9 protein-coding genes and 1 pseudogene are annotated in these 12999 nt (G+C 38.8%); 9 read left to right on the top strand and 1 reads right to left on the bottom strand.

The genetic code is table 11. From position 1 onward, the window contains the following. Positions 1 to 377 precede the first annotated feature (377 nt). The 9 genes and pseudogenes from LZ23_RS21565 to LZ23_RS25715 all read left to right on the top strand — a co-directional run. Entirely contained in the window at positions 378 to 2702 is a 2325-nt protein-coding gene (locus LZ23_RS21565) for a helicase domain-containing protein (protein WP_045217616.1), read from the top strand. A gap of 21 nt (positions 2703 to 2723) precedes the next feature. Next, entirely contained in the window at positions 2724 to 3593 is an 870-nt protein-coding gene (locus LZ23_RS21560) for a hypothetical protein (protein ID WP_045217614.1), read from the top strand. Positions 3594 to 3607: 14 nt separating this feature from the next. Next, the gene (locus tag LZ23_RS21555; protein WP_045217612.1) at positions 3608 to 4900 is read left to right on the top strand and encodes a BREX system ATP-binding domain-containing protein; all 1293 of its coding nucleotides are present in this window, start codon (positions 3608 to 3610) and stop codon (positions 4898 to 4900) included. After that, the gene (locus LZ23_RS21550; protein ID WP_045217609.1) at positions 4897 to 6360 is read left to right on the top strand and encodes a BREX system ATP-binding domain-containing protein; all 1464 of its coding nucleotides are present in this window, start codon (positions 4897 to 4899) and stop codon (positions 6358 to 6360) included. Before LZ23_RS21555 ends, LZ23_RS21550 begins: the two co-directional genes overlap by 4 nt. After that, on the top strand, positions 6320 to 8338 hold the full coding sequence (locus tag LZ23_RS21545; protein ID WP_084591187.1) for a DEAD/DEAH box helicase: 2019 nt from the start codon (positions 6320 to 6322) through the stop codon (positions 8336 to 8338). The genes LZ23_RS21550 and LZ23_RS21545 overlap by 41 nt, the downstream gene beginning before the upstream one ends. Positions 8339 to 8497: 159 nt before the next feature. Beyond that, positions 8498 to 8695: a hypothetical protein gene (locus LZ23_RS21540; RefSeq protein WP_045217605.1), complete on the top strand. Its 198-nt coding sequence runs from the start codon at positions 8498 to 8500 to the stop codon at positions 8693 to 8695. Between the two features lie 419 nt (positions 8696 to 9114). Beyond that, positions 9115 to 9306, top strand: coding sequence for a hypothetical protein (locus LZ23_RS21535; protein ID WP_045217603.1), 192 nt, complete (start codon positions 9115 to 9117; stop codon positions 9304 to 9306). Between the two features lie 41 nt (positions 9307 to 9347). Beyond that, a complete protein-coding gene (locus LZ23_RS21530) occupies positions 9348 to 9911 on the top strand; it encodes an ATP-binding protein (RefSeq protein ID WP_052507598.1) in 564 nt (187 codons plus the stop codon). A gap of 282 nt (positions 9912 to 10193) precedes the next feature. Next, positions 10194 to 10645 (top strand): annotated as a pseudogene (locus LZ23_RS25715) (hypothetical protein); the annotation flags it as partial. A 186-nt stretch (positions 10646 to 10831) separates the two neighbouring features. Here LZ23_RS25715 and LZ23_RS21520 read toward each other — a convergent pair. Beyond that, complete coding sequence (locus LZ23_RS21520) at positions 10832 to 12784, bottom strand: vWA domain-containing protein (protein WP_045217599.1); 1953 nt, start codon at positions 12782 to 12784, stop codon at positions 10832 to 10834. Positions 12785 to 12999 lie beyond the last annotated feature (215 nt).

The raw sequence follows: 12999 nt of genomic DNA, 5'->3' as shown, positions 1-12999 counted from the left end.
ACCTGTATCGGCTTACAATGATGTTTTTGAGGGTAAAATGGGGCTTCTAAGCTCCGAAAATAGGCTGTTTTGGGATATTTATCCTGATATTTAAGGATGATGGTTAGGTCCGACCCCAAAGAAAACAATTCTGAATCAGAAACTTGAAGAAAAAGCTAAAGGATGGCTTTATTTTTTTTATTTCTTATCTCCTGAAGACATCCCGGAATTCTTCCAGGCAGTTAGAGAAGGACGTTATCACAACTGGAAATCATCCTTGATGCATGAATTAGCCTGAAACCTTTTTTAAAGACCTGAGCCTTTGAATATTCAGTTTGAACATGTGAAAATGGATCGTATCAATTAATGCGTTTTTTTGTTTTACAAGGAGGTTTTAGGTGCCTGAACCTTTGGACCTGATGAATCAAGACAAGTTAACTGAATACTGTGAAAGGGATTTAAAAAATGCCTTAATCGCAAAAAATCTCTCTCAAAAAAAAATTAGGGAGAATAGTAATCATTTTACTCTCCCAATAAATTTTACAGGAAATACTCAAAGCGCAGCTACAGATAGATATAATTATAAGCATCAGGAGCTTAAGAGTCTTAATCATATTGTTAATAATCCTTTCCAGGCAATGGCTGAAGTTCTTACAGAAACGGAAGGTCAAAGTGGCAATATTCTCAAAAGGAAACAATTGTGGTACGCAAATGAGAAGGTGAACTGCAATACTGTGTTAGTAACTGGTGACAAAAGAATTATTATTCTATCGTGGACGCATCCAGGCTTTCAATTAGCCTTATCTCAGCAGCTAAACATTGAACATGACGTGGACAACGAAGAGTTAACCCTAGTCAGCGTTAAGCCTTTGGTCAGGGCACTTTTCAACCAGGTAATTCCTCAAATTGTAGGCCTCTATGATCCTCTAGGCAGAGTTAGAATAGAAAAAGCGCCTGAGCCAAAGACAGGCCTTAAAACTGTCAAGTTTGATATGACATCAGATCAGATCAGCGCTTTTATTAGCAAAATGGATGGATTGCTATTTGTTACAGGCGCACCTGGAAGTGGAAAAACCACTGTGGCGTTTCAGCGTGTTCGTTTTTTAATTAACGAATATTTGAGTCCGGTAGTTAGAACTTTGCAGCCTAAGGTTTCTTATACCCCAGCACATACTCGCATTTTTCTAGGGAATCAAAACCTAATTGAATACTCAAAAGATTTAATAACAGAAGGTTTGGAATTACCAGCTGGGCTTATCGAGTTAGTACCATTATTTATCAACAATTACCTCGGTGATATATGGCAATATAAACATGAGGCCAGGCAGAGGCCCAGGAAATTGCCACATCTTGAAGAACGAGCCAGAAAAGCTTTCTTTGGTCTTGGAACCGCTAATGACCTATTGAAGCTATGTCAAACCTATGAGTTGCAGATTTCAGATCGTCTGAGAAAAGCTCATCAAGCTGATTGGGCTAAAAATTCACCCAACTATCTAGGATCTAATAATGCCTGTGACTCCTTGGCACTGGCATTATCCAGATGTTCAGAATTTTCAACGTCTAAAAACCTGCTTTCTTCAAAACTAAGACTAGACAACATATATCTTCGAGTGAATCATCAATATGAGGAATATAGAAGTGCTCTAAATGAGGTTGATCGTGAGCATTTTGACAATTTGTTCAAGCAGTGGATTTATCATGTTTATGATCCATTAGATGCCCTGATATATTACTGGTCTGGAAAATTCGAACAAGGCAGAGAAAGGATAAAAAAAGGGACAGCATCTCGTGCTGATGCAGACGAGGTAATTCAAAGCATGCAGCAGGATTGGAAAAATCGTTATTACGGACCAGAAGAAGAGCCTTGGCTTGCGTGGATGTTGCGCTTTTTTTTGCCTGAAATCATTCATCATGAAAATCGTTTTCGCAATATTCCCAGTTCTCTCAGTATTATGGGAAAGAAAGAAGATGATCGATGGACGCACATAGTGATTGATGAAGCGCAGGACCTATGTGTAGCAGAGGCATCACTTTTGGCTTCCCTGGTTCATCCTCAAGGAGCACTTACTGTTTCTGCTGATTTTAGACAGATTGTTTCTCCGGTGTGGGGAATGACTGATATGAATGGTTTTTCTATTGGCAATCATCTCTATCATTCCAATAGTCACAGACAATATCCATTTGCTCAGAATATGAGACAAAGCCAACAAATTGCTCTTTTTTTGGAATCCTTTTTCAAGTCTGCTTTCGGAGAAAAAGCCAGCTTTTATTCAAATAGCAGGATAAAAGATATTAAGCCTCAATTATATCTTTGTCGAACCTCTGATTTTGCGCTGAGAATCAAACAGATCTATAATATTGTTAGTCGCTCATCTATTGAGAGTATTGCACTCATTCAAATTAATGAAGATCAAGAGAGTATGGAACGTCTTCGCACGAATCTACTGGATCTTGGCGTTCCCTTGGCAGAAATATGGGAGTCTAATAATGACAATCAACACCTTATAACAACAAGCGTTGAACGTATTAAGGGGTTAGAATTTGATGCATGTATTGTGCTTGGGTTGGATGATGTTGAACGGGCATCTCTCAACTTTACCACGAACAGGGCATATGTTGCTTTGTCCAGGCCCACAAGGCGCTTGGCAATATTGTGTGAAGAGTTTCCAAGACTGTTACAAAATGTTGATCAAAGCCTTTTTGAAACCTTCCGCGTATCATAATCATTTTAAGGAGCTTTTTCAATGAACGACAGTCAAAGGCAGCCTCTTTTCCCTGAATTTGAAAAATTTGCTGCTAAAAATAATCTTATTGATAAATCGACAGGTAGCAACCGGGTCAAATTCTTCCGTATTCTTGGTCAAGGGAATACAAAGGCAAAAGGACTGGACCTTCCACCTGCACCAATAGAAAGGATGCAGGAAATAATATCACTTGAGTCACAGGAAGGTTTATCTTTGCCCAGCAGTGTAAGCGAAGAAATTAAGGGCATAAAAAAGCAATTAAAAGATAAGCTTAACAGTCTCAAGACTCAGGAAGGTATAAGAAGGTTTTCGGTCCAAGCTTTGAAGGCACTTGATGCACCAACAGGTAATAAGAACAATCATTTTTTTGCCGGTCGCTTCATTTTGGTTTCATCAAAGGGAGGGAAAGAATGGGCTTGGTCTTTAACCAAACACTATCCAATTATATCAAAAATCCCGCCAGACATAGAGTATATTATAAAAGCACATTCAGAAGCACAAGGTTTTATTGAAGAACTTTTATTGCCAGTAGAAGTTTTTCGCAACCGACTTGATTTAAGTTGGACCATGGCCAGACACTTTTCTGAAAGTTTGGACAAGGTATTGATCAGAGATGTTGCCAGGATGTTTAAGGTGGCTGGACAAGATGAAAAATTTTGGAATAATCCCAGAAAGTCATTTTTTATTGACCGGCCAGAAGCAGCTTTTATCGCTAATTTAATGCAAAACATAACTATAAAGGAATTGAGTAATACATATGATTTTGTTTCAGCAACATTACATCAGTCAAAACAGGCATTTTACTTTCCTGAAGATAACGAAGGGACAATAACAAGGCCTATGATTTACATGAGGAAAAAAAGAAACTGAGAGGAAGGATAATTATGGATATCACCAGAAGAGAAGCAAGGCTATTAAAGAGACAGCTTTTAGACTCACCTGTCGCTCCAGGGGTTTCTTCGTATTTAATTAATGCTGGAACAGACAATGTCCTGAATATCTTAGAAGAAGAATATTTTAAAGAAGATCTAGCAGAAGGAATATCTTGTTTTAAATATGTTGAAGGTGATTATGGGCTTGGAAAAACACAATTCATTTTGAGCTTAAGCAATAAAGCCCAAAATAATGGAATAGTGACATCTGTTGTAAGTATTGGCAAAGAATGCCCATTCAGCTCTCAACTGGCAATATTTCAAAATGTTATGTCATCATTTCTTGCTCCAAGAATACCAGAAGAGGAGGGTCAATCTCCCAAAGGGATAGAGGTCTTGTTGCAAAGATGGGTGCAAAAAAAACTTAGAGAGCTTGGTGTTGATAAAGGCCAAGAGGTTCCAAATCAAATAGCTGCAGGTATAAAGCGCACATTTAATTCTCCGGCAATTGGCGTAAAAAATCCTCAGATGTTCGTTGGGTTGCAAGCACTTGGAAAAAGAATCCTAGACTTAGAATGTGGTGCAAGTAAAAATGTTACAGATGATGAGCTTATCTCATGGGTCCGTGGCACTAAGATATCTTCAAAAGGTCTTAAGGAACTTGGCCTTTCAGAGCCCGCAAACGAAAACAATGCTTTTTCAAGGCTTAAGACTACAATCCATTTTCTTAGAACTGAAATGGGTTATAGAGGGTTCATGATCGCTTTTGATGAAGGCACGAGGACTGCGTCTTTTCGAAGAGGTAGCATTAAACAGAAACAGGCTATAGAAAACATGTTGAGCATGATAAATGACAGTGCTGAAGGAGAATTTGCAGGCATAATGTTTATATACGCAGCTACACCAGATTTTAGAAGCGATGTCATTTCAAATTACAGAGCTTTGAAAGATCGAATAGGATCGGCATCATTCAGACCGGGCATGCCAATCACACCATTAATTAATTTAGATGTCTTATATAATAATGATGTAACGATATCTATCGGAGAAAAATTGATGGATGTTTTCGAAAAATCAGATAATTTTATTTTTGATAGAGAACTTCAACGCAAAAACATGTCAAATATTATTGATGCTCAAAAAGAAGTGATGCATTATTTTGATAAAGTTCCGCCTAGAGCCTTTGTTTCAACTTACTGTAAATTTTTAGTTAACCAAGTTCATGACCAAAAGTCTGCCAACCTCCAGGAAGCAATTTCTTTTATTCGAGATCAAGATTCAGGAGTTTTTGAGGAGGATGCATGAGGCTTAAGCTTGGTGACAAAGTAGAACACCCTGACTTTGGGCCTGGCAAAGTCGTTCAGGTTTTGGGCGAGATTGCTTCTGTAAAATTTTTTGGAGAAACTATCGATGTTCAAATAAAAGATTTGGGTATATTTAATTCACTTGCACCTGTTTTGCCAAACTACAGTGAAAAAGAATACGATAAGATTTCTTTTAGAAGGGCATTTGAAGCGGTAAATCTTGGCATAGTTCCTCCTGACTCACATGAACTAATAGCATACTCCATAGATGGTAAGGAAAATCAAGATTTAATCAATTCTTGGCTTGAAGAAGCTCCAATTCATGGATTGTGTAAAGTTATTTTTGGGGATTATGGAACAGGCAAGTCACATTTTTTACATATTGTTCGTGCCGTAGCTCTTCGATCAGGATGGGTGACAGCTTTTACAGAATTCGACCCTAAAGCTGCAGACCCAGCTAAACCTGTCTTAGTCTATCGATCATTAATGGCCAACCTTAATTTTCCAAAAAAAGATGATGGTTCAAAAAATGAAGGGTTTCTGAGTCTCATTAAAGAAATCCGCTTAAATTGGGATAACATCCAAGACCTGCCCCTTGTAAAGTCCTCTCCTTGGTTTAGAAATGCACTTTCAACAATAATGCACTACCCCCATAATGATGATCATGATTATATTCGCTTTTGCTACTGGCTTGCAGGTCAAAAAGCTCATATGGGTGATGTACGTAGAATGGTAACAAATGCAGGCAGAAAAGCACAGTTGTTACCTTTGATGCCTCAAATTAAAGAAACAAGTGAAATTTATTGCCATCACTTAGTAGTAATTAATGCAATTTGTAGAGCCCTTGGCTATAAAGGTCTTGCAATAATTCTCGATGAAGCAGAACATGTACGGGGCTTTACTGCTCTACGTAGGACTCGAGCTAATAATTTTTTCGATATATTAAGCAGATGCGCTCATTTTCCATTAAGCAGCTTGCCTGAACCAGAATTGAACGACTTTGGACATGATCTCTCAAAATACTGGGTTAGCGGTCCTCACTTTCCACTTTTTGTTGGCCTTACACCTGGAGATGAAACTTTCACTTCAGCGGACTCATTACGCGACGAATGTATTTTTTTACATAGAGAAACAGACAAACATTTATTATTTCCTCCAACAACAGATAAATATTACCTTTGGGTTAATAACTTTCTTAAAAGATTTTATGAATATTATCCCTTAAAAGCCAGTGTCTTTCAGAATAATGATGGCTTTGAGCAAGTCGCAAAGTTATTAACTGAACACTTTGAATCTGTCCCTTTAAATAGAAAGGTATATAGATTATGGATTAAGCTTGCATCTCTTGTCCCAGCGATGCTTATCTCTAATAATACTGATTCGCTAAACGATCTATTGAAAACTATTGATCGTGTATGCAATGAGGTCACTGGAAATGTCCTGCCATGGGAACGATCATGAATTGAAAAGTCTTTCCAGAATGATGCCAGACTCCTGGCCAATTTTCTTTCGACAACGTATTCCGAGAGATATCCAAGCTAAATCAATGCCTTATATAATAAAGGGTGATTCAGTTTTAATCTCAGGACCTACGGCAACTGGTAAGACTGAGGCTGCGCTTGCTCCTCTGTATCAAAGACATGTTTCTTTTGGGCGTAATAGGCTAGGGGTAATATACATTGCTCCAACAAAGGCTTTGGTGAACGATCTTTTTCACCGCATGCAAGATTACTTTTGTGAAAGACCTGAAGGTATTGTGGCAAGATATACTGGAGACCGTCATGAATTTAAAAGCCCTGATGGGGTATTTCTTTTAATTTGCACTCCTGAAGCTTTGGATTCATTAAGTTTGATGCGTTTGAATGAAATGGCTTATGTACGTGCTTTTGTAGTTGATGAGATACATCTTTTACATGGAACACCAAGAGGCCAACATTTAAGGCATATTACACAAAGAATTAAAAAACATTGCAATGATCCATATGATAGTCGCGATATTGTACAGTTCATTGGTATGAGTGCAACAATTGATGATATTTATAGAGTTTCGCAACTTTGGCTTGGAAAACACTCAAAAATTATTTCAAGTGGAGAGTCTCGCAATATCAGTCTTAGTATACTCAACTCAGATGTTTCGAAAAGCAAGCCAATTGTTTTCAAAAAATGGCTTGATAATTCAAGTGCTCGAAAAATTTTAGCATTCGGTAATACTAGAAACAGTGCTCATCAATTTGCTGCTTCAATACACGATATTTTAACAACTTCAAAATGGCCAGTTCATATGCATATGGGTATCCTTTCAGCAGCTGAAAGAGAAAAAGTTGAAGAAGCTATGCGCGAGGAAACGTCCGGGATTTGCGTGTCTACGTCCACACTTGAACTCGGTATTGATATTGGTAACATAGATACTGTGGTCTTGATCGATCCTCCGTTCTCCATCAGTTCATTCTTGCAAAGAATTGGTCGAGGTAATAGACGATCTGGGATTTGTCACGTCCTTTGTCTTTGCGACAACAACCATGATGAAATCTTATTTCGTGCTTTACTTCATTGTGCTGAAAATGGAATACTTGATGATGTTCATGAATATGAAAGACCTTCAGTCTGCTTTCAACAAGTTCTAAGTTATGTTTGGTATGGCATCAGACATGACGTGCCTGTTACGAAAAAAACAATTATCCTCCGTTCCGGTGGTAATGGATTTGAATCCGTAGTGGATGATATGTTGGAAACTGGTGCACTCATGAGTATTGGCGGGAATTTGATACTAAACGACGACTTAATGGATAGCGGTGATAAAAGGCAAATCCATACTGTTATTTCAGGAGCAATTGGACGGGCAGTAACTGATACATCAACAGGTGATCCAGTAGCTCATTTTGAAAATCGAGGATTTACCTCAGGAAGTTTTTTTATATCTGGAAAAATCAAAAGGCTTGAAGAGTCTCAGGAAGGAGAAATTTTTGTTGAAAAATATCATGGGGGAAAAAGGAAAAACTATTTGGCTCGTTTGCCAGGAACACGTGGCATGCATAGTTTTTCAAGAAGGCTAACATGGGCTATCGCTGAGCTATATAAGGAAATACCAAGTCAATGGACTTTTAAAGATCGAAGATTATTTACCTGGGGTGGAACAGCTTACAACGCTTTACTCTTGATTGTATTGAGACAAATGATCCCAAGCTCAGATTTGAGTGCAGACCCTTTTTGTGTTTCAGGTATACCAGCTGGAACACAAGTAGATCCGTTCACAGTTCGCATCAACGCCGAAAATATTTTTAGCTCAGGTCAAATAGGCAATAAAGAAGCAAATCAGTTTCGACAACCAACAAAATATTTCTTGAAACTCAGCAAGAATCTTCAAAAACAGGAGACCATTAACTCGATCCCAATTCAAGGCTTTTTAAATTGGTTAATGGAATGTGAATTTAGGCATTAACAACGCTTTTGGATTTGGTTTTAGCATAGTATTATTTGTAAAGATAAGAGTTTTCATTAAGATTCATTCTGTATTGTCTGTGTAAAAAGGAGAAGAATATGTCCACTTGGCTAAAATTGATTGGCTGCAGCAAGCATCCGATAGCAGGACATCTTTTTTATGGCCGCTACAAAGAGGGTCATGTTGGGTTTAGGAAAGATAGGAAGTCCGGAATCCGAATGGGTGATCATTTTAATATACGCGCCCGGAGGAAGCAGGCGAATATACCCCATAGCAGAAGCTGTCAGCGATCCAGAGCATAATGACAAATTCAACCCTCAGGAAGAAGGCAGTTGTCCCTGGAAAAATATATTTTAGTTAGGTATCTGATAAACCATAATGTAGGCGATGGAATCACATACATGAAATCAATACAGCTCAGTGGGATTTAAAGGCATCCATACAGAGATAGTCCAATATCAGGCTGTTTCCAGAAGAATATCAAGTAGCCTTCAGCAGGTTACAACAGAAGAGCAAGGAATAGATTTCTGAAGTTGCTGTAATCCTGGACAATCCCATGTGCTGAGCAATGGTGATTTCATGATCTGAAATAACCACTGAGGACTGATCATTGATTGAGGAGGGCATCATGTTCGTGGAAATCCTGGCCCTGGCAGTAATCATGTTTGTGATCTATATTGCTTTTTTTGAAAAGAAGTAGAAGTTGCCAGTTTGCCGGTTACTACTTGAGATTATGTAATAATTTTTGTTATGGAGCTTAAAAAGCCGGGAAGGATATGATTATTGACTCAAAAATAGATAATTCTCGTCCAGACAAGCGGGAAAATGAAGATTACCAGGAATTCTGGGGTAGTTTCGGCAGCTGGCAGGAAGAGAAAACTGCTGAAGAGCTCATCAGGGATATTTATGAAACCCGCAGATCGCGTATGAAGGATGTTCATTCCGACCCATGGTTTCACATATTCTAGAACGACCGCATAAATGATCGTGTTTTTTCAAAAAACACGCCATGAGCGGAGCTGTTTTTTCTGATACCAGACGTAAAGACATCTGGAGCATTCCTCTGGGAATGCTGCGCGAAATTGTAATCAATGCCTTGGTACATGCAGATTATTCCCAGCGTGGCTCACCCATTCGTGTGGCTTTTTTTGATGACCGCATTGAAATTGAAAACCCGGGCATTCTTCTGCCGGGCCTGACTATAGAGGACATCAAGCAGGGAATTTCCAGGATTAGAAACCCTGTTATTGCCAGAGTTTTTCGTGAACTTGGCCTCATAGAGCAATGGGGCAGCGGTATATTTAATGAAACTGGAGAGCTTGGCCTTCCCAGTCCGATTATTGAAGAAATTGGCATGAAGATAAGATTTACAGTTTTCATGTCCCAACCCATCCTGGTAGCTGACAAGAATGCTCAAGTAATTGTCATCCAGAAAGAACCGACCCAGTCACCGACCCAGTCACCGACTCAGTCAGACAGTCCTGTTATCAGAGTCTTGAAGTGCTTGGGGCGAGGCCCTCTTTCTTCCGGAGAGATCAAAAACAAGCTCGGTGTCAACTATGTATATGTTTGAATTGGGAAGCAGAATTGTGAAATGCCACCCCAAAATATCTAGTTTTCCAATAGTTATGGTTATAAAGACCGGATTCTGGTTTATGACCTATCCAGTTGCTCACAGTCCCAAGACTGCATAAGACAAAAAAATACAACACCGGGTTTCTTTTTTCTTGGTCAATAATGGCTCCAAGCAAGGAGGAGCCAATTATGATCAAGCTATCTTTGCCACTGTGATGAGTGACAATTATAATTCCCCTGACGACAATTTTTTTCTCTGTTGAGTAACGAATGATTATCCATGAACTCCAGACAGGAGGTGCAGGATGATCACAGACAATCAAGTGAGAAAACTTATGGAGCTCTTAGGACAGGGGAAGACATTGGAGCAGTCATCGGCAAAGTATGGCATGGATGTAAAGAGTGCTGTAAGTATAGTGATTTAGACAAACTGCCAAGTGAGTTGCAGGCTGAAAGGATAAGTGACTGGCGCACCCGCAGTGATCCATTCATCGAGAAGTGGCCTGTAGTTACAGGCCTTTTAGAAATCAACACTGGTCCTGAAGCAAAGACTTTGTTTGAGTACTTACAAAGGCAGTATCCTGGTCGTTTTTCAGATGGCCAGCTTCGGACTTTTCAGAGAAAGATCAAGGGATGATGGGCTACAGAAGGTCCAGTCAGGGAAGTGTTTTTCCTTAGGTTCACAAGCCAGGTCAACTGAGCCAGTCTGACTTCACTCATATGGGCGAGCTTAAAAGTGACCATTGTTGGTTTGCCGCCAGTATGCAAATTGCTGCTCAACTTCTACAATAGACTGCAGGATGGCTGGATGTACCTTGTCGCTCATGGGTTGCCTTCCTTAATGTTTGACAACCGAAGATAACCCATGTCCAAAAACTTTTCACGCAGGCTTGCCTAACGGCGAAAGGACACCCCGTTTCAGCTTAACTCCAAATTCTTCGCCTTCTTGAGAAAGACATCATACTCATCTTTCGGATTATTTCTATAATTATCAATAAGTTCTTTAAATTTTTCCGAGGGGTTGCTTTCTACAATTTTTTCAACAAAAATTGCACCGGCATAGGGCCAGTAAGGAAACGGTCCTTTTAATGCGTGGGCAATACACCAGTTTTTCATCTCGGTATCCGATCGAAAATAGTTGATTTCAGCCCATTGAGCAAGTGATTCCTCTAATGGCTTTTCATTTACATTTGGCAATTTGTTCCTCATAGGAATTCCTTCTTGCAAGATGGCATGGAAATGCTCATGCAGGAGAATTGAGCAAAATATTTTAGAAACCTCATCAACATTAAGTTTTTCTTCTATAATTCGTCCGCCTTTCTTAAACTTAATTATTTTTTCCTCCATGATTGGATTTGCACACAATACAACTATTCCGGTATTTTTTATCATAGTCTGAACAAGCTTAGGCAAATCATCAGAACAAGCGAAACGTCGCAAATAGAATCCGTATCTCCGAACTATCGAACGATAATATTGGTAAAGCGGATCTTTCTGTGTATTCTGAATATTATCAGCGATTTTGTCCGGCAATTCTTGATGCCTGTCATCAATGACGGTATTGAGCCACTTGGCTATTGCAGAAAACAAAAGAAAACACTGCTCGCTTGATGTAATAAAATAAGGTCCAAATCCATTCCGGTATTCCTCAAGCTCCCATTCATGCATGATTACATCCTTCCCAGCTCCTAAAAATGAAACCAGCTCTTTTAACGAATTTTGAGTAAACGAAAAAGATTTGAACATGTAAGGATTGGGTTGCCAACTTCTTATTTTTTTATTAGAATTTTTTTTAAATGTATTTTTCCAACTTTCCTCAATTATGCTGATCGCTTTTTTTACATCATCTGTATCTATAGGTCTCCCTATTTCTCTTTCAAAATGATTCAAAGTAGAAAATCCTCTGCATGTTCCACACATCAAATAGTAGTTAATGCCACTTGCTAAATCCGCCTCTGCAATCGCCCACACCCATCGATAAAAAGCAGTTTCTTTATGTACAGAATCTAAATCCGCCTCTGTAATCGCCTGCATCCATGGATAAAAATCAGCTTCTTTATGTACAGAATCTTTTTCGGTCACATGCACATGATACAACAAGCACAATTGCGCAAACATATCCAGTATAGAGTCGATAACTGAAGGAAAAGGTGCAATCTTATCAATGACAGACTCGGACACAACAACCGTGGGGACAGGATAATATCTCAGTCCTGTCAATTTTTCTAAATAAGGTATAACATATTGATACTGTTGTGATATTATCTTTAACACATTATCATCGACTTTGTCATCGAAGTTTAATACAGGACATGAAATTGCCAAAGGTTCAATATGTTCAGTCTCGTTTATCTGAAATGTTATTTTTTCAGCGTCAAACTCAATTCGTATATTTTTTCCCATGCAAACATTTGATCCCGTTTCAAACCCTTCTGTACCGGGTACGGGCACTACTTGGAGCAAAACAGACAGTTTGCGCAGCAAATTGTCTAGTTCTGCCCATGTTTTATATTTTTTGCTTCCCCTGTCTTTATTATCGGTTATAACTATCAAGTGTTTGACAATTGCTTCTGTTTTTTGCCTACCAATTTCACAAGCAGCTTCAGCAGCGCAGTCAAAAAGATGTGTTCCTTTGCCCGATCCCAGGCTCTGTTTTATTAATTCATCACAGCAGACAAGAGTGTCATTTTTTGTTGAAAAAGATAACCGGCTAATTTTATCTGAAAAAATTCCAACGGTACTCAAGTCGGCACTATCTAGACTGTCAATAATATTTCTTGCTTTAATCAAAGCCCATTCCAGATAGGTAGATTGTTGATACTTCTGTTTCATACTGCCGGATGAATCAACCAGAACAGTTACCAATTTCATTTGTTTTTCTCCATTCGTTGATATTTTTGCTGAAGGCATAACCAGTTAGTATATATTTTGTTTACGTCCTAAGACCCCGTTTGCATAGACTTTAGAATCTGCTAAATGATGTATGCCGGGTATGGTTTCACCTAATAAAGCCTTGGGATCATGTTCTTTGAAAAAATGTGCAAAATCAGGATTTTTAAACGCCAACCTCCTTCTTGCCAAGTTAA

Source organism: Desulfonatronovibrio magnus (genome assembly GCF_000934755.1).
GTDB classification, from domain to species: Bacteria; Desulfobacterota; Desulfovibrionia; order Desulfovibrionales; family Desulfonatronovibrionaceae; genus Desulfonatronovibrio; species Desulfonatronovibrio magnus.
The sequence above is the reverse complement of the archived record's forward strand: the minus strand, read 5'-3'. Positions and strand labels throughout refer to the sequence as shown.